At 71.1% G+C, this 21,850-nt stretch carries 20 protein-coding genes; 16 read left to right on the top strand and 4 right to left on the bottom strand.

Annotated elements, in window-relative coordinates; all coding sequences use genetic code 11:
* The first annotated feature begins 65 nt into the window (after positions 1–65).
* The 8 genes from C4T78_RS07255 (at position 66) to C4T78_RS07220 (ending at position 10,064) form a co-directional block, all read left to right on the top strand.
* Entirely contained in the window at positions 66–1,376 is a 1,311-nt protein-coding gene (locus tag C4T78_RS07255; RefSeq protein ID WP_093356536.1) for an acyl-CoA dehydrogenase family protein, read from the top strand.
* Positions 1,377–1,411: 35 nt separating this feature from the next.
* Positions 1,412–2,491 carry an acyl-CoA dehydrogenase family protein gene (locus C4T78_RS07250; protein WP_093356538.1) on the top strand — a complete coding sequence of 360 codons (1,080 nt, stop codon included), beginning with the start codon at positions 1,412–1,414 and terminating at the stop codon, positions 2,489–2,491.
* Between the two features lie 83 nt (positions 2,492–2,574).
* Complete coding sequence (locus C4T78_RS07245; RefSeq protein WP_218161683.1) at positions 2,575–2,850, top strand: CU044_2847 family protein; 276 nt, start codon at positions 2,575–2,577, stop codon at positions 2,848–2,850.
* Positions 2,851–2,905: 55 nt separating this feature from the next.
* Positions 2,906–6,127, top strand: coding sequence for an nSTAND1 domain-containing NTPase (locus C4T78_RS07240; RefSeq protein ID WP_093356539.1), 3,222 nt, complete (start codon positions 2,906–2,908; stop codon positions 6,125–6,127).
* 9 nt (positions 6,128–6,136) lie between these two features.
* Positions 6,137–7,093 carry a WD40 repeat domain-containing protein gene (locus tag C4T78_RS07235; RefSeq protein WP_093356540.1) on the top strand — a complete coding sequence of 319 codons (957 nt, stop codon included), beginning with the start codon at positions 6,137–6,139 and terminating at the stop codon, positions 7,091–7,093.
* 77 nt (positions 7,094–7,170) lie between these two features.
* On the top strand, positions 7,171–8,382 hold the full coding sequence (locus C4T78_RS07230; protein WP_218161684.1) for an MFS transporter: 1,212 nt from the start codon (positions 7,171–7,173) through the stop codon (positions 8,380–8,382).
* Between the two features lie 260 nt (positions 8,383–8,642).
* Positions 8,643–9,266 carry an HNH endonuclease family protein gene (locus C4T78_RS07225; RefSeq protein ID WP_177247724.1) on the top strand — a complete coding sequence of 208 codons (624 nt, stop codon included), beginning with the start codon at positions 8,643–8,645 and terminating at the stop codon, positions 9,264–9,266.
* A gap of 198 nt (positions 9,267–9,464) precedes the next feature.
* Positions 9,465–10,064, top strand: a complete 600-nt coding sequence (locus C4T78_RS07220) for a DUF4360 domain-containing protein (protein ID WP_374703862.1) — start codon at positions 9,465–9,467, stop codon at positions 10,062–10,064.
* Between the two features lie 87 nt (positions 10,065–10,151).
* On the opposite strand, the gene C4T78_RS07215 is transcribed toward C4T78_RS07220, so the two are convergent.
* A complete protein-coding gene (locus C4T78_RS07215) occupies positions 10,152–10,790 on the bottom strand; it encodes a C39 family peptidase (protein ID WP_093356546.1) in 639 nt (212 codons plus the stop codon).
* A 247-nt stretch (positions 10,791–11,037) separates the two neighbouring features.
* Between C4T78_RS07215 and C4T78_RS07210 the strand changes: the two genes are divergently transcribed.
* From C4T78_RS07210 to C4T78_RS07200, 3 genes are all read left to right on the top strand, one after another.
* Complete coding sequence (locus C4T78_RS07210) at positions 11,038–11,994, top strand: helix-turn-helix transcriptional regulator (protein ID WP_093356548.1); 957 nt, start codon at positions 11,038–11,040, stop codon at positions 11,992–11,994.
* Between the two features lie 53 nt (positions 11,995–12,047).
* A complete protein-coding gene (locus tag C4T78_RS07205; protein WP_093356549.1) occupies positions 12,048–12,668 on the top strand; it encodes an L-threonylcarbamoyladenylate synthase in 621 nt (206 codons plus the stop codon).
* Between the two features lie 392 nt (positions 12,669–13,060).
* Positions 13,061–13,264: a cold-shock protein gene (locus C4T78_RS07200; protein WP_093145828.1), complete on the top strand. Its 204-nt coding sequence runs from the start codon at positions 13,061–13,063 to the stop codon at positions 13,262–13,264.
* A gap of 380 nt (positions 13,265–13,644) precedes the next feature.
* Here C4T78_RS07200 and C4T78_RS07195 read toward each other — a convergent pair whose 3' ends face one another.
* Entirely contained in the window at positions 13,645–14,196 is a 552-nt protein-coding gene (locus C4T78_RS07195) for a heme-binding beta-barrel domain-containing protein (RefSeq protein ID WP_093356550.1), read from the bottom strand.
* Positions 14,197–14,286: 90 nt separating this feature from the next.
* On the opposite strand from C4T78_RS07195, the gene C4T78_RS07190 reads away from it, so the two are divergent.
* Complete coding sequence (locus C4T78_RS07190; RefSeq protein WP_093356551.1) at positions 14,287–14,916, top strand: VOC family protein; 630 nt, start codon at positions 14,287–14,289, stop codon at positions 14,914–14,916.
* Here the strand turns inward: C4T78_RS07190 and C4T78_RS07185 are convergent.
* On the bottom strand, positions 14,891–15,826 hold the full coding sequence (locus C4T78_RS07185; RefSeq protein ID WP_093356553.1) for a TetR/AcrR family transcriptional regulator C-terminal domain-containing protein: 936 nt from the start codon (positions 15,824–15,826) through the stop codon (positions 14,891–14,893). The genes C4T78_RS07190 and C4T78_RS07185 overlap by 26 nt on opposite strands.
* Before the next feature lie 166 nt (positions 15,827–15,992).
* On the opposite strand from C4T78_RS07185, the gene C4T78_RS07180 reads away from it, so the two are divergent.
* Positions 15,993–17,147, top strand: coding sequence for a C45 family peptidase (locus tag C4T78_RS07180; RefSeq protein WP_093356554.1), 1,155 nt, complete (start codon positions 15,993–15,995; stop codon positions 17,145–17,147).
* A gap of 199 nt (positions 17,148–17,346) precedes the next feature.
* The gene (locus C4T78_RS36930; RefSeq protein ID WP_258958327.1) at positions 17,347–17,469 is read left to right on the top strand and encodes a hypothetical protein; all 123 of its coding nucleotides are present in this window, start codon (positions 17,347–17,349) and stop codon (positions 17,467–17,469) included.
* A 12-nt stretch (positions 17,470–17,481) separates the two neighbouring features.
* Here the strand turns inward: C4T78_RS36930 and C4T78_RS07175 are convergent, their stop codons facing one another.
* Entirely contained in the window at positions 17,482–18,393 is a 912-nt protein-coding gene (locus C4T78_RS07175; protein WP_093356556.1) for a LysR family transcriptional regulator, read from the bottom strand.
* 107 nt (positions 18,394–18,500) lie between these two features.
* Between C4T78_RS07175 and mdlC the strand changes: the two genes are divergently transcribed.
* Positions 18,501–20,087, top strand: coding sequence for a benzoylformate decarboxylase (mdlC, locus tag C4T78_RS07170; RefSeq protein WP_093356557.1), 1,587 nt, complete (start codon positions 18,501–18,503; stop codon positions 20,085–20,087).
* A 185-nt stretch (positions 20,088–20,272) separates the two neighbouring features.
* Positions 20,273–21,595 carry an MFS transporter gene (locus C4T78_RS07165; RefSeq protein ID WP_093356559.1) on the top strand — a complete coding sequence of 441 codons (1,323 nt, stop codon included), beginning with the start codon at positions 20,273–20,275 and terminating at the stop codon, positions 21,593–21,595.
* Positions 21,596–21,850 lie beyond the last annotated feature (255 nt).

The raw sequence follows: 21,850 nt of genomic DNA, 5'->3' as shown, positions 1-21,850 counted from the left end.
AGCGCATCCGATCGGTTACAGTCGGCGTTGACCGATCGGTTGCCGCCGAACCGGAGGAAGACCGCATGAGCGCCCCTGAGCCACGGTCCCGAGTCCCGCGAAACCGCACATCAGGGGAACGTGGCGCAGCCCGGCCACGACAAACCCCCGAACGCGACCACCACCGCGAATCGCGGGGAGGCGGGACGGCGTTCCGAGCCGGGGTGCGGGACTTCCTGGCCCGCAACGCGCCCGGGCCGCTCGGCGAGCTGGAGCCCGCCGAGCAGCTGCGGGCCGCGAAGCGGTTCCAGGCCGCCGCCTACGACGCGGGGCTGATCGGCATCACCTGGCCCTCCGAGTACGGCGGCCAAGGGCTCACCGCCGCCGAACAGCAGGCCTACGACGAGGAGGCGGCGCACTACGACCTGCCCGGCTCGCCGTTCATGGTCGGCATGGGCATGTGCGGCCCGACGCTGCTGGACCTGGGCAGCCACGAGCAGAAGGCCCGCTACGTGCCGCCGCTGCTGCGCGGCGACGAGATCTGGTGCCAGCTGTTCTCCGAGCCGGGGGCCGGTTCGGACGTGGCGAGCCTGCAGACCCGCGCGGTGCGCGACGGCGACTCCTGGGTGATCAACGGCCAGAAGGTGTGGACCTCGGGAGCCCAGTTCTCCGACTTCGGCGCGCTGCTGGCCCGCACCGATCCCGACGTGCCGAAGCACCGCGGCATCACGATGTTCATCGTGGACATGCGCAGCCCCGGGGTGACGGTCCGCCCGCTGCGGGACATGACCGGGCGCGCACCGTTCAACGAGGTCTACTTCGACGACGTGCGCATCCCGGCCGACGCGGTGATCGGCGAGGTCGGCGGCGGCTGGCTGGCCGCGGTCACCATGCTCGGCCACGAGCGGGTCTCCATCGGCGGATCGGTCCGGCGCGGCGGCGATCCGCTGGCCTACGACAACCTGGTCGAACTGGCCCGCGCGCGCGACCGCGCAGGCGACCCGGTGGTTCGTGACCGGCTGGCCGGGATCTACGCGCGGGAACGGGCTTTGGCGCTGTTCAACACCAAGCTGCGGCAGGAAGCCGAAGCCGGTTCGCCGCCGGGCGCCCGCGGCTCGGTCGCCAAGCTGGCCGGCGCCGAGCTGCTGTGGCGAGCGGTGGACACCGCCGGGCTGATCGCCGGACCCGCGCTGACCTCCTGGGAGGACGGCGACGCGGTGGCCGAGGAGATGGCGATCGCGATCAACGCCACTCCGGCGTCGAGCATCGCAGGCGGCTCGAACCAGGTGCAGCGCAACATCATCGGGGAGCGGATCCTCGGGCTGCCCAAGGAACCCCAGGTGGACCGCGACGTACCGTTCCGCGAGCTGAAGGTCGGCACCCAGCGGAAGCCGTGACACCGGGAGCAGGCCGGAGAACAGGAGTGCGCGCAATGCAGCTGGTGCTGAACCAGGAGCAGCAGGAACTGCGCTCCGCGGTGCGGAAGTTCCTCGCCGAGCACGCCCCGCCGCAGCGGGTCCGGGATCTGGCCGACGGCGATGGCCACGACGTCGAGCTCTGGCGGCGGCTGTCGACCGAGCTGGGCCTGACCGGCCTGGTGGTGCCCGAAGAGCTCGGCGGTTCCGGCGCAGGCCACGTGGAACGCGCGGTGGTGCTGGAAGAACTGGGCCGGGCGCTGGCACCGGTGCCGTTCCTGGCCACCGCGGTGCTGGCCACCGACGTGCTGCTCGAGGTCGACGACGCGGCGGCCCGGGCGGAGCTGCTGCCCGCGATGGCCTCCGGTGAGCTGATCGCGGCGGTCGCCTGGGACCAGGAATCGGTGCCCACCGCGACGAAGCGCGACGGCGGGTGGGTGCTGGACGGGCGCGCCCAGCGCGTGGTCTCCGGCGACATCGCGGGCGTCGTGCTGGTGCAGGCCAACACCGGGCAGGGCACCTGCTGGTTCCGGCTGCGCGGCGAGCACGCCGCGAAAACCCCGCTGCGGACGCTGGATCCGACCCGCCGCCTGGCGAACCTGGACTTCGCGGCGGCCCCGGCCGAGCTGCTGTCCTCGCCGGATCCGGACGCGGCGCGCTCCCGCGTCCGCGATCTCGCCGCCGTGGCGCTGTCCGCCGAGCAGCTGGGCGGCATGGCGAAGGTGCTGGAGATGACCGCCGAGTACGCCAAGGTCCGGGTGCAGTTCGGCCGCGCCATCGGGTCCTACCAGGGCGTCAAGCACCGGCTGGCGGACATGCACAGCGCGCTGGAGCAAGCCGGTGCCGCGGTGCGCTACGCGGCGTGGGCGGCCGACGCCGACCCGCAGGAGCTCCCGCTCGCCGCGGCGCTCGTGCAGGTCCTGGTCGCACCGGCCAACTTCCAGGCCGCGGCCGATGCGGTGCAGCTGCACGGCGGGATCGGCTACACCTGGGAGCACGACGCGCACCTGTACTACAAGCGCGCCAAGGCCTCGGAGCTCCTGCTCGGCACCCCGGACCAGAACCGCGCCCGCCTCGCCGACCTCCTCCAGATCTGACAACCGCGCGTTCGGCGGTTGTGCGCACGGCTCGCGGCCATTTGACTCGGACCCCGCTGTGCTTCGGCTGTGGGGAGAAGCCCGTGGACGGTCTTGCTCGGATGCGCCTGGACGACGGCGGGGAGATCCTGATCGAAACCACCCCGGAACCGGGCGGTCCGGTGAAGGCGGGCCGCGATGGAGTGCACGAGCTCCCCAACGCCCTCAACACCTCGCTGGCCTCGGTGCGCGAAACCGCCCGCGCGGTGCTGGACGAACTGCGGGAAGCCGGTTCCGACGAGGTCGAGGTGGAGTTCTCGGTCGACCTCTCCGCGCGGGCCGGTGCGGTCATCACGCAGGGCAAGGCGTCGGGCACCTGAAGGTCCGGGTGCTGTGGAAGAAGGACGACGCGAAGCCCTAGCCCGGGAGACCACAATGGACGCACAGCCGGGGGCGGGGCGTGCGGCGCTGGCCGCTTCGGTGGCCCAGGTGGTGACCGGCGGCGGTGCAGTCGCCGGGGCGAGCTTCCTGGTCGGGGACGGCGTCGCGGTCACCTGCGCGCACGTGGTCCGCGCGGTCGGAGCGGGGCCGGGTGAGCGGGTCGAGCTGGTGTTCCCGCACCTGCGCGGCGCACCGCGGCTCCCCGCCGAAGTCGTGGCCGAGCGCTGGCGCGCACCGGAGTCCGACGACGTCGCAGTCCTGCACCTGGCCGGTGTTCCACCCGGAGCAGAGGTGCTGGCGCTGGGATCCGCCGCCGGTTGCCAGGGCCATCCGGTGTCCTCGTTCGGCTTCCCCGCCCAAGCGCCGCCGGACGGGCACTTCGGCTACGGCACCGCCGCCGACCCGCTCCCCGGGCGCCTGCTGCAGCTGACCGGCGCCAACGACCTGACGAGCGGGTTCAGCGGCGGTCCGGTGGTGGACGAGCGGACCGGGCTGGTGATCGGCATGGTCACCGCGATCGCATCGCCCGACGAGCACCTCAAGGGGATCGGGATCGCCTACGCCACGCCCGCCGAAGTCCTGCGGGAAGTCGTTCCGCAGCTGGCCGTGCGCGAGGTCTGCCCGTACCTGGGGCTGGAACCGTTCACCGCCGAGCACGCCGAGTGGTTCCGCGGCCGCGACGACGCGGTGGGCGAGGTGCGGGCCGCGTTGCGGCGCAGCCGGGCGGTGCTGCTGCTGGGGCCGTCCGGCGGCGGGAAGTCCTCGCTCGTGCAGGCCGGAGTCCTCCCGGCGCTCAGCCGCGGCGCGCTGCCCGGCAGCGATCGCTGGCTCCCGGTGGTCGTGCGGCCCGGAACCGACCTGCCCGCCGAGCTGGAGCGCGCCGGGCTGCCCGGCGGCGGAGAGCTCGCCGGCGCCGATCGCCGTCTCGCCGAGGCCGATCGCGACCGCCTGCTGCTGGTCGTGGACCAGTTCGAGGAACTGCTCACCCAGCCGCCGGACCTGCGCCATCGCGCCGCCGGGCAGCTCGTCGCGCTGATCGGTTCCGGCGCTCCGGTGAGCGTGCTCCTGGTGATGCGCGACGACTTCTACCCGCAGCTGGCGGCGATGCTCCCGCAGCTGCTGGCCGCCGCGACGCCCGGACTGGTGAACATCCCGGCCGCGCTGCGCGTCCCGGAACTGCTGGAGATCATCGGCGGGCCCGCGCGAGCGGCCGGGATCGGCATCGAGACCGGGCTGGTCGAGCGGATCGTCGACGACCTCTGCTCGGCCGACCCCGACCGGCGAGCACCGGTCACCCTGCTGCCGCCGCTGGAACTCGCCCTGCGGCAGCTGTGGCAGCGCCGTGAGGACGGGAGGCTCACCCACGACGCCTACCAGCGGATCGGCGCGGTGACCGGTGCGCTGACCACTTGGTGCAACACCGCCCTCGCCCAGCTCCCGGCCCGCCACCGCACGGTCGCGCGGCGGATGCTGACCGCACTCGTGCGGCCCGCCGACGACGCGCACGCCATCCCCGCCACCCGCCGGCAGCTGTCCATCAGCACCCTGCGCGCACTCGCAGCGGGCCCGGCGGACACCGCGGTCGACGAAGTGCTGGCCGCGCTCACCCGCTACCGGATCATCACCACCGGCAGCACGCCGCGTCCCGGGCGGCCACCGGAACCGACGGCGGAGCTCATCCACGACGCGCTCCTGCGCGACTGGCCCGACCTCCGCCGCTGGGTGGCCGACGACCACCGCTTCCAGGTCTGGTTGCACCGCGCGGCCGAACAGCGGCAGCGCCACCGGCTCAGCGGCCAGCCCGGTGATCTCCTCGCCGGGACGGCGCTTTCGGAAGGCATCGACTGGGCCGGTGAACGCTCGCTGCCCGCGGACATCGCCGAGTTCCTGACCGCCAGCCACCAGAGCTGGCAGGCCACCGCCCGCCGGACCCGCCGGCTCAACAGGCTGCTCGCGGGCCTGCTCGTCGTCTCGCTCGTCGCCACCGGCCTCGCGCTCTGGCAATCCCAGCTGGCCGGTACCGCGCAGCGCGAGGCCCAGGCCCGCCAACTGGCCGCGCAGTCGGCCGCCCTGCGCGAAACGTCCCCAGACCTCTCCGCGCTCCTGGCGGTACAAGCGCACCGGACCGACGACTCCACCGCGGAAGGTTCGCCCGCTCTCCAGGCATTCGCCGACTCCCCGCTGCGCAAGCGGCTGGACCTGCACGGCGGCAACGCCAAGGCGCTGGCCTACAGCACCGACGGCAGGCTGCTGGCGGCCGCGGGCGAACAGGGCGGAACGTCGTTGTGGGAGACAGGATCCGGGCGGGAGCGCCACATCCTGCGCGGGCACGCGGGCGAGGTGAACGCGGTGGCGTTCAGCCCCGGCAACAGCGTGCTCGCCACCGCCGGGCAGGACCGCACCGCCCGCATCTGGGACGTCGGATCCGGCCGCCAGCGCGCGCTCCTGCGCGGGCACGAGAGCACCGTGAACAACGTCGAGTTCAGCGGTGACGGCACGGTGGTGGTGACATCGAGCGGTGACGGCACCGCCCGGATCTGGGACTCCCGAACCGGTCGGCAGCTGCGGAGCTTCACCGTGCACGGCCGGGGAGCGCTGGAGATCGCGTTCAGCGGCGACGGCCGGACGCTGGTGACGGCGAACAACGACGGCACCGCGCAGCTGTGGGACGTCGAGACCGGTCGGCAGCGCGCCCTCGTCGGGGACACCGGCGTCGAGGTGTTCTCCGTGGCGTTGAGCCCGGACGTGCGGATGCTGGCCGCGGCAGGTGTCGACCACAGGATTCGCCTGTGGGACCTGGAAACCGGCCAGGAGCGCGCAGCTCTGACCGGTCACTTCACCTACGTCTTCTCGATGGAGTTCAGCCCCGACGGCAAGACCCTGGCCTCCGCCAGCCTCGACACCAGCGCCCGGCTGTGGGACGTCGGGACGGGGGAGGAGCTGCACATCCTCACCGGCGGCAACGCCAGCAGCATGCTGCGAACCGCCTTCAGCCCGGACGGCAGGACGCTGGTGACCACCGACGACGACCGCGTCGCCCGGCTGTGGGACGTCGAATCCGGACGTCAGCGCCGTGCCCTCACCGGCCACAACGGCGCCGTGGCCTGGGCGGCCTTCAGCCCTGATGGTGCGCCCCTGGCGACCGCCGCGGTGGACGGCACGGCCAGGCTCTGGGAGGCGCGCGCCGGAGAGCCCCGCCTGATGCTGGCGGAGTAGGACGAACGCGTGAAGTCCGTGGCGTTCAGCTCCGACGGGAGGGCACTGGCCACGGCGAGCGACGACGATTCCGTCCGCGTCTGGGACCCGGGCACCGGGCAGCAGCGGCGCAGCTTCGAAGGCCACGACGGCAACCCGTGGGCGGTGACCTTCGGCCCCGGCGGACAACACCTGATCACCACCGGCGACGACGGGACGGCCAAGGCGTGGGAGACCGGATCCGGCCGGTTGCTGCGCGTCTTCGAAGGCCACCGCGACGACGTCACCGCCGCCGCGGTCAGCCCGGACGGCAGCGCGCTGGCGACGGCGAGCAGCGACGGCACCGCGCGGTTGTGGGATCTGGGCACCGGGCGAGAGGTGCACGTCCTGGAAGGACATTCGAAGGGCCTGAAATCGGTGGCGTTCAGCCCGGACGGTCGGACGGTGGCGACGTCGGGCGACGACCGGACCGCGCGGCTGTGGGACGCCGGGACCGGCCAGGAGCTCGGCGTCCTGGAAGGCCAGTGGGGCGGAATCGACTCGGTCGCCTTCAGCCCGGACGGCAGCGCGCTGGCGACGGCGAGCAGCGACCACACGACCTGGCTGTGGGATCTGGCTTCGATGCGCCCGCGCTACACGCTGGTGGGCCACGAGAAAGCGGTGCAGGCCGTCGTCTTCAGCCCGGACGGGCGGACCATCGCCACGGCGGGCGCCGACGGCACCGTGCGGCTGTGGGAGTCGGTGTCCGGCCAGGAGCGCGCCACCTTCACCGGTCACTCCGGCATCGTGCGGGCGCTGGCGTTCAGCCCCGACAACCGCACGCTGGCGAGCGCCGGTTTCGACGGGACGACGCGGCTGTGGGACGTGGCGCTGCCGGGCCGCGATGAACTCGCCGCGCGGATCTGCCGGTCGATCGACCGCGACTTCACCGCGGAGGAGCGCTCCATCCACCTGCCCGGCCAGGACCCGGAACCGGTCTGCCCGTGACCGATCTCTCGCCGTGAACGCGAGTGCGGTCTGGCAAGCTGAGCCGGCCCGGTCCCGGGCGTGCTCTGCGAGGAGTGGTGCGGCGAGTGCAGGTGGACGAACGGCCCTTCGAACTCAGGACGGTCGCGCTCGCGGCGTTCGGGCCGACCCTGCTGTTCGCCACCGGCGAGGGCGCCATCATCCCGATGATCCCGCTCATCGCCGCTGATCAGGGCGCGAACCTCGGCGTGCTCGGGCTGATCGCCGCGATGCTCATGGTCGGCGAGCTGGTCGGCGACGTGCCCAGCGGCGTTCTCGTGCACCGGCTCGGCGAGCGCACCGCGATGATCGGCGCCGCGGTCGTGTCGGTGCTGGGCCTGCTCGGCTGCTACTTCTCGACGAGCCCGTGGATGCTCGGCGCGAGCGTGTTCGTGGTCGGCCTGGCCACGGCGGTCTTCGCGCTGGCACGGCACGCGTTCATCACCACCACCGTGCCGCTGCGCTACCGGGCCAGGGCGTTGAGCGTGCTCGGCGGGCTGTTCCGCGCGGGCTACTTCATCGGCCCCTTCCTCTCCGCGCTCGTGCTCCTGCTGACCCCGGACGAGCGTGCGGTCTTCCTGCTGCACATCGCTTTCGCCGCGGCCACCGTCGTCCTGCTGCTGTGCACCAAGGACCTCGGCACCGCGGAGGCGGACAACACCGAGCACGGCCACCAGGGACTGGTCGGCACGCTGGTTCGGCACCGGGCTGTGCTGCTGCGGATGGGCACCTGCGCGGCGCTCATCGGCGGCCTGCGCGCGTCGCGGATGGTCGTGCTCCCGCTGGTCGCGGTCGCCGCCGGGCTCCCGCCGTCGACGACGGCCGTCATCATCGGCGTCGCGGGCGGGATCGACTTCGCGCTGTCCTATACCTCCGGCCAGATCATGGACCGGTTCGGGCGGATCTGGGCCGCGGTGCCCTCCATGGTCGGCCTGGCCGCCGGGCACTTCCTGCTGTTCGCGGTGACCGACGTGCCCACCTTCGCAGCCGTCGCGGTGCTGCTGGCGCTGGCGAACGGGACCAGCAGCGGGATCCTGATGACGCTCGGCGCGGACCTGGCCCCGCAACCCGGGCCGGCACCGTTCCTCGGCGCCTGGCGCTTCACCGCCGACTTCGGCCAGGCGGTCGGCCCGCTCACCATCTCCGGGATGACGGCGCTGCTGGGCGTCGGCCTGGCCGGCGCGGGCATGGGAGCCCTCGGCCTGCTCGGCGCCGGACTCCTGCTGCGCTATGTCCCCCGCTACACGGTCATCGAACCGAAGAAGGCATGAGCAGTCCTTGGCGCTGCTCGGCCGCACAACAGGGGAACGCGACGGAAACCGGCCACGAGAAACCGCGAAACGCGAGTTCGCCCGGGACGCGACCACCGCTGTGAATCGCGGAGAGGCGGAGCAGTACCGCCCGTGTGCCAGGCCACATTGCCCGGCTGGCGGAGTGAACCCGCACCGCACCGGATGATCGAATGATCGCGGAGACGTCATCGAGCCGGGAGAAGACCTTGAGCGGGGCCGTTGCTAAGAAATCGGTGTGGATGTCGATCGTGGCGGCTGTGCTGCTGGCGCTGATGTGGGTGGTGTTCGAGTCCGGCCTGCTCGACGACGCTCGCGGCAGCCAGCCCACCGGCGCCGCTGCCGACCAGCTCGAACAACTCCGGGTCGCGCCGTCGGGCACGATGGACGGCTACTCGCGCGAGCGCTTCAAGCACTGGACGTCGCAGCCGGAGGCCGGGAAGAACTGCAACACCCGGGAAGCGGTGCTCGCCCGCGACGGGCAGAACGTCAAGACCAACAACTCCTGCGAATCGGTGTCGGGCACCTGGGTCTCGGAGTACACCGGCCAGCAGCTGACCGATGCCTCGGACATCGACATCGACCACATGGTGCCGCTGGCCAACGCCTGGCGCAGCGGTGCCAAGAGCTGGGACGACGCGCGCCGCGAGCAGTTCGCCAACGACATGGACCTGCCGCAGCTGGTCGCGGTCGACGCCAGCTCCAACCGCAGCAAGGGCGACCAGGACCCGTCGCAGTGGAAGCCGGAGCGGGCGGCCTGGTGCGACTACGCGACCAAGTGGATCGAGGTCAAGCGCGGCTACGACCTGACGGTGACCCAGGAGGAGAAGAGCGCGCTGCGCGAAATGCTCGCCACCTGCTCCTGATCCGGCCGTCGATCCCCGTTTTTCGGGGCGGGATAACAGTTTTCGCAGAAACCGCGGTTTAACCCGTTCAGAGGCGTGCGCCGACCGCGTTCACCGCTAATCTCAGCGCAGTTTCACTGCAGTGCAAACTTGTCTGTTCGCTTCCCACGAAGGGCGTTCGTCATGTTCGCTGCGTTATCGATTGCTGCCCTGACGGCCATGACCGCGTTTTCCGCTCCGGCCGGCTACGACGTTCCACCACCTACCGGTGAGATCACCATCGACGTCGCGACGGTGAACGGTTCGGGATGCCGGGCGGGAACCGCCGCGGTCGCGGTGTCCCCGGACAACACCTCGTTCACCGTGACCTACAGCGACTACCTGGCGAAGGTGGGCGGGGACGCCGATCCCACCGATTTCCGCAAGAACTGCCAGCTCAACCTGATCGTCAACATTCCGCAGGGGTTCACCTACGGCATCGCCAGCGCCGATTACCGCGGTTTCGCCCACCTCGAACCGGGTGCGAGCGGGCTGGAGAAGGCGAGCTACTACTTCCAGGGAATGCCGGAGACGAGCTATTTCCAGACGCCTTTCTCGGGTCCGATGAGCGACAACTGGCAGGTGACCGACTCCACCGAGGTCGGCGCGATCGTCTACAAGCCGTGCGGTGAGCAGCGCAACTTCAACATCAACACCGAACTGCGGGTGGACGCGGGCACCTCGGATCCGTCGAAGACGAGCTTCATGTCGATGGACTCCACCGACGGCAACATCGAAACCACCTACCACTTCCAGTGGAAGGAATGCCCGAAGCCGTAGCGGATGAGGCGGCCGGACCCGGGAACCGAGGTGGGTACCGGGCCCGGCGGTCGCTGGGGGAGTGGCGCCGCCGGGCCCGGAGCTCGGTCAGGCGCTGTAGCCCTTCGGCGGGATGAGCGAGGCGAGCTGGTCGAAGGTCAGCCAGTAGATCTGGTTGCCGCCGAAGGACGCCGGGTCGGCGATCAGCACCGTGCGGTCGACGTCGTTGTAGCCGATCACCGTGAAGTAGTGGTAGATCGTCTGGTCCGGCGGGTACCCGGGCGGCTGGTTGCCGGGCGGTGCGACGATGTTGGCGACGATCGGGTAGCCGTTGTCGATGTCCACCACGATGTCGTTCCAGAGCAGGTCCTTCTGCTCCTGCGTCGGCGGATCGTTCGGCATCTCCTTGGTCTCGTACCAGCCCGCGTACCCGCTGAGCACCCTGGTGACCTGCCCGATCCAGTCGGTGCCGCCGGTGTGCGTGCCCAGCTCGGCGGCCAGATCTGCCTGGCTGCGGTAGATCCCGCGCGCCGACAGCGCGATCCGCGTCGCCGCGGGCCCGCACCAGTAGCCGGTCTCCTGGACCTGGTAGTCCACGTCGAGCACGTGCTCGCCGGAGGGCCGGACGACCGGTGCGGCCGGAGTTGGTGACGCTGCGGGCGACAGAGCTGTGGCGGGCGCGGCGGCCGCGCCGGTGACCAGCAGCGTGAGGGCTGCCGCCGACGCCGCGAGCTTCGATGAGAACATCCTGCCTCCTGGACGACGAGCCCCCCGGCGGTTACCGATGAGTCGGTGAATCAGCAACTCGTTGCACGAACTTGATGTTGGGATTCGACGCGAATCCTGCCGGGATCGAACAGCCGAGCGCCATAGCCGCGAGCTGGCTCACCTGGGCCATCGCGCATCTGCGCCACCCCGGCGCTTCGTTGACCGCCTTCGACCAGGCGTTCTAGGCTGCCGTGCGAAGATCGTCCCGCTCCGCTGGAAGGTCCACGTGCTCGACGTCCTCGCTGCCGACAGCGACCAGGGGCGCGTGTACCGCGCGCTCACCACCCGGGGACGCCTGTCCCCGGAACTGCTGGTGCGCGACACCGGGCTGGCGGCCGCGGAAGTGGCCAAGGCGCTGGTGGAGCTGGCCGAACTGGACCTGGTCGTCGAGGACTCCGGGCTCTGGGAGGCGGCCCCGCCGGAGCGGGCGGTGTCGGCAGCGCTGCGCTCGGAGGAGGCCAGGCGGCGCGAGCTGTGGCGGGCGGGCGCGGAACTCGACCGCCTCTACCACCAGGCGCAGCGCGGCGCGGGCTGGACCAGGCACGTCGAACCGGTCGGGCACCCGGCCCGGCTGATCACGCTCACCACCCGGCTGCAGGAGCGCGCTGTCGAGCAGGTCCGCTGGCTGGACCGCCCGCCGTACCGGAGCACGCCGCAGAACTTCCGCGCGCAGGAGGAGATCCAGTCCCGGCGGATGGCCGCCGGAGTGCGCTACCGGACGGTGTACAGCCAGAACGTCTACGACGACCCGGGCCTGTTCACCGCGATGACCCGGATGGCCGAGCTCGGCGAGCACGTCCGGCTGCTCGCCGAGCTGCCGGTGAAGCTGACCATCGGCGACGACGAGATCGCCCTGCTGGTCCCCGAACCCGACCGCACCGGCCTGGAAGGTGCGCTGGTCGTGCACTCCTCGGGCCTGCTCAACGCGCTGTGCGGGCTGTTCGAGACGTTGTGGACGCTGGCGCTGCCGGTCGCCGCCGAGCGCAAGCAGGACCAGCTCTCCGACCGCGACCGCAGCATCATCACGCTGATGGCCGCGGGCGCGACCGACGAGGCGATCGCCCGCCGCCTCGACCTCTCCCGGCGGACGGTGGTGCGCCGCATCGCGGCCCTGCTCGACCAGCTCGGCGCCACGACCCGCTTCCAGGCCGGCGTCCAGGCGGCCAAGCGCGGCCTGCTCTGACACCCGCCGCCGTCGGGCGGCTGGTCCCCGCGGCGAGGATCTAAGCTCTGACCATGGCGAAGTACTTCGACGTGCATCCGGACAACCCGCAGCGGCGCGCCATCGGGCAGGTGGTGGACATCCTCCGGGAGGACGGGTTGATCGCCTACCCGACCGACTCCTGCTTCGCCCTCGGCGCGCAGCTGGGCAACAAGGACGGCATGGAGCGCATCCGCTCCATCCGGCACCTCGACGACCGGCACCACTTCACGCTGGTGTGCCAGAACTTCGCCCAGCTCGGCCAGTTCGTGGTCATCAACAACGCGGTTTTCCGCGCCATCAAGGCCTCGACCCCGGGCAGCTACACCTTCATCCTGCCGGCCACCAAGGAGGTGCCGCGCCGGCTGCTGCACCCGAAGAAGAAGACGGTGGGCGTGCGCATCCCGGATCACGTGGTGGTGCAGGCGCTGCTGGCCGAGCTCGGCGAGCCGATGCTCTCCAGCACCCTGCTGCTGCCGGGCGAGGATGAGCCGATGACCCAGGGCTGGCAGATCAAGGACGAGCTGGACAACGTGCTGGACGCGGTGATCGACTCCGGCGACTGCGGCACCGAGCCGACCACGGTGGTCGACTTCTCCGGCCCCGAACCAGAGGTCGTCCGGCACGGCGCGGGTGACCCCTCCCGGTTCGAGTGAAACTTCCCCGCCGGGTTCCTGCGGCCATCCGGGGGACGTTCGTTTCGCCGAGAGCTGAAGGCGGCGTCCGGTGTCGCCCGCGCGAGCGGTCCGCGGCGAAGTCGATCTACCCGGGTGTGCGGGGAAAACCCGAGGTAGGAGCGGTGGCGGGGCCGCGTTGTTGGCTGCGACACGCTCGCGGATCGACAGCAGCGCGATCTTGTCGAAGCGTGTAGTGTCTACCTCGGTCGTATTTTTCTGGGGTCGTGTTTCGCGCACACTCGCAGGATGGTGATGCGGGCGTGCTGCTATCTGGTTGAAGCTGGAGAAGTCGCCGTTCGAGATCCGCGACCCAGGCGGTTACGCAGTGTGACTGCCTGATGTAGTACCGGCTCCCAGAAGGAGAGAAGAGCATGGCACAGGGAACCGTGAAGTGGTTCAACTCGGAGAAGGGCTTCGGCTTCATCGCTCCGGACGACGGTGGCCCGGACGTGTTCGTCCACTACTCGGCCATCGACTCCCGCGGCTTCCGCACCCTCGAAGAGGACCAGAAGGTCACCTACGAGGTCAGCCAGGGCCCGAAGGGTCCGCAGGCCGCGGGCGTCCGCACCGTCTGAGTTCGGTGAACCGACCCGTTCCGCAACCGCGTCACGGGTAGCCGACGACGAAGGCCTCGCACTACGGTGCGGGGCCTTCTCGCGCGTTTCCAGGGTTTCCAGGCTCGTTTTGCGTGGCGGTGCGGGTAGCGGAACCTCAGACGCCGCCTGGACTGCGGGAGCCCGTTCTGATGTATGTCCAATACACGGCGAACGGGCTGTCCTCGCCAGACGACGTCTGAGAACCCGCGGCGGTGCAAGTGGCGTGGGTGGGTTATGCGCCTGCGGCGCATGCGGCCGCTCCCGTGGTCTGAGCACGTTGATCGTCGGGGTCGCTGCTGTGAACACGAGCCAAGGGACTCAGCGGTTTATGGGTCGCGAACGGCTGGCCGACGCCGTGACTAGCTGGTGCGGTGCAGGCGCGCTGACACGTGCGGTGTCATGGCCACGCCGACCATCTCGCGGTGTTCGGCGTAGTCGAGCACGTCGTCCTCGGTCAGGGCGTAGCTGCGTCGAGCGGCTCTGACGTCCTTGGCGGTCGCGGTCCGGACCACCGAGTCGGTGGCCAGTTCCCAGCGCTGATCCGCCGCTCGGCCGTAGAACAGCTCCTGGATCCCGGTGATGTGGGACAGCAGCAGCTCCAGGGTTCCGTCGGGCTGCGGGCGCCACCAGCCCGTCTCCCACGCTGCCGGGCGGAGCACCGCGCCGTCGGCGTCGAGCAGCCAGGCGCGCGCCTCGTGGCGCAGGAACGGCCGTCCGTCGTGGGAGATCGTGAGCTGCTGGCCGAACCGGTACGGCCCGTCGATCGTCGGGTAGTCCACTTCGCCGCGGCCGCGCCACACGCCGACCAGGGCGCGCAGCGGCAGGCACGCGTCGTGCAGCGGCGGCCCGCTGGTCAGATCTGCGGTCGGAGCGGGGATCGGTGGCGGCGCGAAGTCGTCGGGGGAGCTCATGCGTGGCAGCCTAGGCGGTCTCCGGGCCGATCCGTTGATCTTCCCGGCGGCGAGTGGTGGGATCGGAGGCGGAGCTTTCGGGAGGTGCCGATGACGAACGTCGAACCGCGGCTGGACCACCTGGTGTACGGGGTGCCGGACCTGCTCGCCGGGGTGCGCGCGGTCGCGGAGCTGCTGGGCGTCGATCCGGTGCCCGGCGGGCGGCACCCGGACAACGGCACCCGCAACTACCTGCTCGGCCTCGGCGGCCGGGCCTACCTGGAGATCATCGGACCGGATCCGGAGGCGACGCGCCCGCCGAACACCTTCGGGCTGGCCACCTTGACCGTCCCGCGCCTGGTCACCTGGGCGATCAGCACCACAGGACTGGACCGCGCGGTGTCCGACGCCCGCGCCGCCGGGCACGACCCGGGTGATGCCCGGCCGATGTCGCGCCGCACCCCGGACGGCCGGCTGCTGGAGTGGCGGTTGGCCAAGCGCGAACCCAATCCCCGGCACGGGCTGGTCCCGTTCCTCATCGACTGGGGCAGCGCCCCGCACCCGGTGGACTCGGGCCTGCCGCAGGTGCGGCTGCTCTCGTTGCGCGCCGAGCACCCGGATCCCGAGGCCGTCGGCGCGGATCTTCGGGCCGTCGGCGCGCACCTGGATCTCACCCGTTCCGACGCCCCGGTGCTTCGGGCCGAGATCGAGGGCACTACCGGACCGGTCGAGCTGCGCTGACGTTCCGCCGCACGTGCGCCTCCAACCCGTCGAGGTTGCGTGCGAGGGCGTGCTCGAAGGTGCCGTCGAGATCGCCGGCGGGATCGGCCTCTAGCCGGGCCAGCAGCGGGAAGCGGCCGGTGGCGAACACGCTGTCGACCTCATCCTGCCGCGACGCCCACCACTGATCCGCGCCCACCCCGGTGCTGCCTTCGGCTTCGGCCTCGAACTCCCGGGAGAGCGCCAGGCCGCGCACCATCGCCGGAAGTGCCAGGGCCTCCCGGGCGGTCTCCACCCGGCTCAGCCCGAGACCCTCCAGCGCGCGCAACGTCCACTCGGTGTGCGCCATCGCCTCGGGGACCGGCATCGGTCTGGTCAGCGACAGCACGCCCGCCAGCCACGGGTGGTCCCGGAACAGCTCCCACTGCAGGCGGCAGACGAGCTCCAGCTGCGCCCGCCATCCCCTCGGTGGGGTTTCCGGGAGCGGCCGTTCCCGGAACACGGCCCGGAACATCGCGCGCAGCAGCTCGTCCCTGTTCGCGACGTGCCGGTACAGCGACATCGGCGCGACGCCGAGCTCGGCCGCGATGCGCCGCATCGACACGGCACCGGCGCCTTCGGCATCGGCGACCTCGATCCCGGCCGCCGCGATGCGCTCGCGGGTCGGGGCGGCCGCCGGAGTGCGCGGGCGGCGTACCGCGGCGGCCGGCGCGCGCACGATCGTGCCCGCGCCCGGGCGGGTTTCGACGAGCCCGGCGTTGCGCAGCTCCGCGAGCGCTTTCGCGGCGGTCGCCATCGCCACGCCCCATTCGCGGGTGATCTCCCGGGTGGAGGGCACGTGCTCGCCGGGGCGCAGCTCACCGCTGGCGATTCGCTGCTGGATCGCTGCGGCGATCCGGCGGTACGGCGGTTCCTCGTCCAGGTGCGGCATGCCCGGAATCGTACTAGTGCACTAGGTGATCGCTCTAGTGCACTAGCTCGCCGAACTGCGGTGAAGTAGCTGGTTATTCCGGAAAATATATGAGTTGTCGTCAGGTTCGTGCGGCTTGCGGTACTGTTCCGGCCTGAATGAGTACGCCGTACATAGGAGTGTCAGGATGACCATCACCCGGCAGATCGTCGCCGGCGGCGAGGGTGACTTCACGACCGTCCGCAAGGTCACCGTCTCGGGCTCGGGGCGGGAGGTGGGTGCCGAACTCGCCGCCGAAGCGGCCGCGACCTACGGCTGGGCGCCGGTGCCCGCTGAGCCGGTCCGGGTGCGCGCCCGGCTGGCGTGGTTCGAGCGGTACTGGCCGCAGCACCACGAGCGGATGCTCGGCGCGGCCGAGTCGCTCGGCCTGGACGCCGGGCGGTTCCACTTCGACGCCCTCTCCGGGTTGCCGACCGGCTCGGGCTGCTCGGCGACCTTCCTGAGCCCTTCGGCGACGGAGGAGGGGCGCGGGTTGTTCGGCCGCAACTACGACTTCTTCACCACGAGCGCCACCGAGCTCTTCGCGTTCGTCTCGGGCGAGAACTCCGGCGGACCGGCTTCGGGTGAGTTGCCGATGGCCTCGCGGCCCTACGTGCTCAGCCTCGTCCCCGACGACGGCCCGGCGTCGACGGTGCTGACCATGAACGAGCTCGACGGCTGCACGGAGGGCATCAACGAGCACGGGCTCGCGGTCGCGCTGCTGATCGCGAATGCCGAAACCCTGGGCGCGCCAGTGCAAGCCGGTCCGCAGGTCGGGTTGTCGCCGATCCAGCTGCCGCGCTTCGTGCTGGACACCTGCGCCACCGCGGACGAGGCCCGGCGTGCGCTGCTGGCCGCCAAGCACTACGACTTGGGTGCGCCGCTGCACTACCTGATCGCCGACGCCTCGGGTGACGCCTTCGTCTGGGAGCGCGGTCCGGGTGGCGCCGAGCACATCTTCGACATCGACGGGGACGCCCTGTGCCTGACGAATCACTACCTGCACGAGCAAGGAGCGCGTGATACCGACAACACCATGTTGAGCCACTACCGCTACCGCACGTTGCGGGAGCGCACCGCGGAATCCGGCTTTTCCGGCAAGCGGTTGCGGGAGATGCTCGACGAGGTCGGGTTCGCATCCGGTGACGAGACGGGCGGCGTGCCGCTGCGGACGCTCTGGAGCACCGTCTTCGACCTCGGTGAACGCACCATGTCGACGTGGTTCTACCTCGGTGATTCCGCCACCGGCGAGGCTCGCCGGAGCGCGGAGCTGACGTTCGGGCCGGGTCTGCTCGCGGGCTGACCGGGCGTCACCCGGTCGCGCAGGAGTCCTCAGTGGAGGGTTGCGCAGCGTGGCCGGACTGGTGCGGGGCGGTGTGGTCGGCCGTTTCACCGGGAGTTATCGTCGGTGCAACGGCGCTGCCATCCGGCGGGTTCAGCATCGGGACGAACCTGGTGGGCCGGGGTCAGGGGATCCGGCGTCGCGGAGAAGGGGAACTCCCATGGTGCGTGCTGTTGGAGCGCTGGCCGTCGTCGGTGCGGGCGTGGTCGGCTTCTGGGTCGGCTACCTGCTGGACGTCCGGCGCCACTCCGCCGACGTCGCGCCGAACCGGGTCGCCGCCTGAGCCGGTTCCGTCTCAAGTGGACGGTTCCGGCTCCCGTCGCAGGGTGTTCCGGATGAGCTCGCGAAGCCAGTCGGTGCCGGGCGCGGGCAGCGCTCGCCGGTAGGTGTAGAGCGACACCTCCACCGTCGGGATCTCGAACGGCAGCCGGAAGGTCGCCACCTCCGACGAGCGGGTGAACAGCCCGGCCACGCCGCTGGGCACCGCGGAGAGGTAGTGCGTCCGGGCCAGCAGCTCGGGCAGCGCGGTGAAGTGCGGTACCCGGGCGGCGACCTCGCGGCGGTGCCCGAGCCGGGTGAGCTCCATGTCGGCGTCGACGTGCCCGGCCGCCGGATCGACCACGATGTGCCGTTCCCCGAGGTACTCCGCCAGCGTCGGGTGATCGCCGATGCGCGGGTGCGCGCGGGCCCGGAGGCCGAAGTAGCGCTCCTGGAACAGGGCGTCGCGCTGCAGGTCCGGGGCGTCGATGCGGGGAGTGCAGATCACCGCGTCGGCCCGGCCCTGGCGCAGGTGCCGAGGAACGGCCGCCATGTCCAGCGGCAGTACCTCGACCGCGCAGTTCGGCGCCTCGCGCTCCAGCCGGGCCAGGATCGCCGGGAGCAGGCTGATCTCGCCGAGGTCGGTGGCGCAGATCCGGAACGTCCGCTGCGAGGTGGCCGGGTCGAACCGGCCCGCCCCCGACACCGTCTCCTCGATCACCTCCAGCGCCTGCTGCAGGCGCGGGTACATGCGCTCGGCGATCTCGGTCGGGGCGAGGCCGTCGGGGGAGCGGGTGAACAGCTCGTCGTTGAACTGGCGGCGCAGCCTCCGCAGCGCGTGGCTCACCGACGGCTGCGTGATGAACAGCGCCTCGGCCGTCCGGGTGGCGCTGCGCGTCTCGTAGAGCAGCACGAAGGTCTTCATCAGGTTCAGGTCCACGTCGACCACGCAGCGAGAATAGATTCCGCGCATGTCAGGATCAACAGCATTCATTAGGACCATGAGCACTGCGCTCCCTATGGTGGCGGGCATCACCGACAGGGGAGCGAACATCCATGGCCGACGTGCGCGACGTGACCTACGAACTCTTGCGATCGCACGACCTGACGACGATCTTCGGCAACCCGGGCTCCAACGAACTGCCGTTCCTGGCCGGGATGCCGGATGACTTCCGCTACGTGCTGGGCCTGCACGAGGGCGCGGTGCTGGCGATGGCCGACGGCTACGCGCAGGCCCGCGGCGGCCCGGCGCTGGTCAACCTGCACGCCGCGGCCGGGACCGGCAACGCGCTCGGCCCGCTGACCAACTCCGTGTACTCGCACAGCCCGCTGATCATCACCGCCGGGCAGCAGGTGCGCTCGACCATCGGCCAGGAGGTCATGCTCGCCAACGTCGACGCGCCCGCGCTGCCCAAACCGCTGGTGAAGTGGAGCAGCGAGCCGGCCTGCGCGCAGGACGTGCCGCGCTCGATCAGCCACGCCATCCACATCGCGAACCTGCCGGCCAAGGGGCCGGTGTACGTCTCGGTGCCCTACGACGACTGGGCGCAGGAGGCCCCTGCGGAGGCGCAGCACCTGCTCGCGCGCAGGACGAGCAGCGCCGGATCGCTCAGCAACTCGCAGCTGGCCGAGCTGACCGCGGCGCTCGACGGTGCTGAGCGCCCGGTGCTGGTGCTGGGCCCGGAGGTCGACGCAGAGCGCGCCAACGGCGACGCGGTGCGCCTGGCGGACCGGTTGGGCGCGCCGGTGTGGATCGCGCCCTCGGCGTCGCGCTGCCCGTTCCCCACCCGGCACCGCGGCTTCCGCGGTGTGCTGCCCGCGTCGGTGCAGGGCATCACCGACGCGCTGAGCGGACACGACCTGATCCTGGTCGTCGGTGCCCCGGTGTTCCGCTACCACCAGTTCGTGCCCGGCGAGTACCTGCCCGCGGGCGCCCGGTTGGTGCACCTGACCAGCGATCCCGGTGAGGCCGCGCGCGCACCCGTGGGGGAGGCGCTGGTCGGCGACGTCAAGGACGCGCTGGCGCGGCTGGCCAATGCCGTCGCGCCCGGCCTCCGACCGGAGCTGCCCCCGCTGCCGGAGCACCCGGTCGCGGCCTCCGCCGGGGAGCGGCTGAACCCGGCGGAGCTGTTCGCGCTGCTGCGCGAGCACGCGCCGGAAGATGCCGTCTACGTCAAGGAATCCACCGCGACGACCGGCGACTTCTGGGCGCAGATGGATCTTTCGGAGCCCGGCAGCTACTTCTTCCCGGCCTCCGGCGGGCTCGGGTTCGGGTTGCCCGCCGCGGTCGGCGCGCAGCTGGCCCACGAGCGGCGCCAGGTGATCGGGCTCATCGGCGACGGGTCGGCGAACTACGGCATCACCGCGCTGTGGACCGCCGCGCGGTACCGCATCCCGGTGATCGTGGTCATCCTGAAGAACGGCACCTACGGCGCGTTGCGCTGGTTCTCCAAGGTCCTCGACGCCGGCGAGGCGCCCGGCATGGACGTGCCCGGCATCGACTTCGTGCAGATCGCCCGCGGATACGGCGTCGACGCGACTTCGGTGCGCACCGGTGCGGAGTTCACCGAAGCCCTCACCGGTGCACTGGGCGCGGGCAAGCCGGTCCTGATCGAAGCGGAAACCGAGCTCACCGAACCCTGAGCGCCGCGCGGCCGCGCGAAAGTCCGAGCACCAGACCGAGAATCTCAGCGTTCGCCTGGCGAGGACCGCCCGTTAGTCGTGCATGAGAACGGGCTCCCGGAGTCCAGGCGGGCGCTGAGGTTCCGCCAGCGGCACCGCTGCGCAGAACGAGCCTGGAAGACCTCGTGGAACCCGGAGGAACCAGATTGTCCCAGCACACCGCGGGGGCCGTGGTCGGCGATGCCCGGCTCAACGGCTTCCACTTCAAAGTCCTGGCTCTGTGCTCGCTGCTGATGATCGTCGACGGCTACGACATGGTCAGCTACGGCACCGTGATCTCCCACCTGATGGACGAGTGGGGCATGGACCCGGTCACCGCCGGGACGCTCGGCTCGGTCGCGCTGGTCGGCATGCTCGTCGGCGGGCTGTTCGTCTCGCCGCTGGCCGACCGCTACGGGCGGCGGCCGGTGATGATCAGCTGCGTGACGATCGCCAGCATCGCCTCCTTCGGGTGCGCCTTCGCCACCGGGCCCGAGGTGCTGGGCGCGCTGCGCTTCGTCGTCGGGGTGTCGCTGGGCGCGCTGGTGCCCAACTTCAACGCGATGGCCGGTGAGATCGCACCGCGCCGGGCCAAGGCCCTGTTCGTCACGCTGGTGTCGTCGTTCTACTCGGTCGGCGGCATCGGGGCGGCCGTCTTCGCCATCTACATCGAGCCGGTGTGGACCTGGCGAGGTGTGTTCTACGTGGCCGGCCTGCCGCTGCTGCTGGTTCCGCTGCTGGTGCGCCACTTGCCGGAATCGCCCGACTACCTGGCCGCCCGCGGCGACCGCGAGCGGTTGCTGGTGGTGCTGCGCCGGATCGCCCCGGAGCGCGACGACCTCGACGACGTGGTGCTGGAGCGGCGCCCGGAGCAGGCCAAGGCGCGGTTGCGGCAGCTGTTCACCGGCGGCAACGCGCTCAACAACGTGCTGATCTGGGTGTTCTTCGCGATGTGCATGCTGCTCAGCTACGGGCTCAACACCTGGCTGCCGAAGCTGATGCAGACCGCGGGCTACCCGCTGGGCTCGGCGCTGTGGAACCTGGTGGTGCTGAACCTCGGCGGCATGGTGGGCGCCATCGTCGGCGGCTGGCTCGCCGACCGCTGGACCTACCGCAACACCCTGGTGCTGTACTTCATGCTCGCCTCGCTGTCGCTGATCGGGCTGTCGTTCAACCCGAACTCCGTGGTGCTCAACGCATTGCTGTTCGTCGCGGGCGCGGCGACGGTCGGCGTGCTGGCGATCATCCACGCGTTCGCGGTGGAGTACTACCCGGCCGAGGTGCGCTCCACCGGTGTCGGCTGGGCGGCGGGCATCGGCCGCATCGGCGCGATCGGCGGGCCCACGCTCGGCGGCGCGCTGCTGGCCATGGAGCTGCCGTTCCAGCAGAACTTCATCGCCGTCGCGGTGCCGGGTGTGATCGGCGCGATAGCGGTGGCGATCGTGGCCAAGAAGAAGTTCCACGTCCCGGAACCCGCCGCGGCGCGCTAGACCCCGCCCGAGACCGGACGATCCGCGATTTCAATGGAAATCGCACCTTCGATTTCAATGGAAGTTGCGCGGCTCGTCGGCGTGTCGGGTGGTCGACACGCCGACTGCGCGTCGGGTTTCGCGCGATTTCAATGGAAATCGGACGTCTGATTTCCATTGAAATCGCAATAGTTCCATCCCCGCCTGAGTCGCGTGGTGGTGCGGGGAGTGGAAACCTCGCACCCGGCGACCGGGCGGGCCCAGTCCGCACTTGTG

The organism is Saccharopolyspora kobensis, from assembly GCF_900108315.1.
Lineage (GTDB): Bacteria > Actinomycetota > Actinomycetes > Mycobacteriales > Pseudonocardiaceae > Saccharopolyspora > Saccharopolyspora kobensis.
Note: the sequence above shows the minus strand (reverse complement) of the source record. Positions and strands in the feature narration are given on the sequence as shown.

What these genes read in the sequence shown, in the direction of transcription:
- C4T78_RS07250 (WP_093356538.1), top strand. Translation starts at nt 1,412, where the DNA reads ATGCAGCTGGTGCTGAACCAGGAGCAGCAGGAACTGCGCTCCGCGGTG.
- C4T78_RS07215 (WP_093356546.1), bottom strand. Translation starts at nt 10,790, where the DNA reads ATGTTCTCATCGAAGCTCGCGGCGTCGGCGGCAGCCCTCACGCTGCTG.
- C4T78_RS07240 (WP_093356539.1), top strand. Translation starts at nt 2,906, where the DNA reads ATGGACGCACAGCCGGGGGCGGGGCGTGCGGCGCTGGCCGCTTCGGTG.
- C4T78_RS07205 (WP_093356549.1), top strand. Translation starts at nt 12,048, where the DNA reads ATGGCGAAGTACTTCGACGTGCATCCGGACAACCCGCAGCGGCGCGCC.
- C4T78_RS07185 (WP_093356553.1), bottom strand. Translation starts at nt 15,826, where the DNA reads ATGCCGCACCTGGACGAGGAACCGCCGTACCGCCGGATCGCCGCAGCG.
- C4T78_RS07180 (WP_093356554.1), top strand. Translation starts at nt 15,993, where the DNA reads ATGACCATCACCCGGCAGATCGTCGCCGGCGGCGAGGGTGACTTCACG.
- C4T78_RS36930 (WP_258958327.1), top strand. Translation starts at nt 17,347, where the DNA reads ATGGTGCGTGCTGTTGGAGCGCTGGCCGTCGTCGGTGCGGGCGTGGTC.
- C4T78_RS07195 (WP_093356550.1), bottom strand. Translation starts at nt 14,196, where the DNA reads ATGAGCTCCCCCGACGACTTCGCGCCGCCACCGATCCCCGCTCCGACC.
- mdlC (WP_093356557.1), top strand. Translation starts at nt 18,501, where the DNA reads ATGGCCGACGTGCGCGACGTGACCTACGAACTCTTGCGATCGCACGAC.
- C4T78_RS07225 (WP_177247724.1), top strand. Translation starts at nt 8,643, where the DNA reads ATGTCGATCGTGGCGGCTGTGCTGCTGGCGCTGATGTGGGTGGTGTTC.
- C4T78_RS07200 (WP_093145828.1), top strand. Translation starts at nt 13,061, where the DNA reads ATGGCACAGGGAACCGTGAAGTGGTTCAACTCGGAGAAGGGCTTCGGC.
- C4T78_RS07190 (WP_093356551.1), top strand. Translation starts at nt 14,287, where the DNA reads ATGACGAACGTCGAACCGCGGCTGGACCACCTGGTGTACGGGGTGCCG.
- C4T78_RS07220 (WP_374703862.1), top strand. Translation starts at nt 9,465, where the DNA reads ATGACCGCGTTTTCCGCTCCGGCCGGCTACGACGTTCCACCACCTACC.
- C4T78_RS07255 (WP_093356536.1), top strand. Translation starts at nt 66, where the DNA reads ATGAGCGCCCCTGAGCCACGGTCCCGAGTCCCGCGAAACCGCACATCA.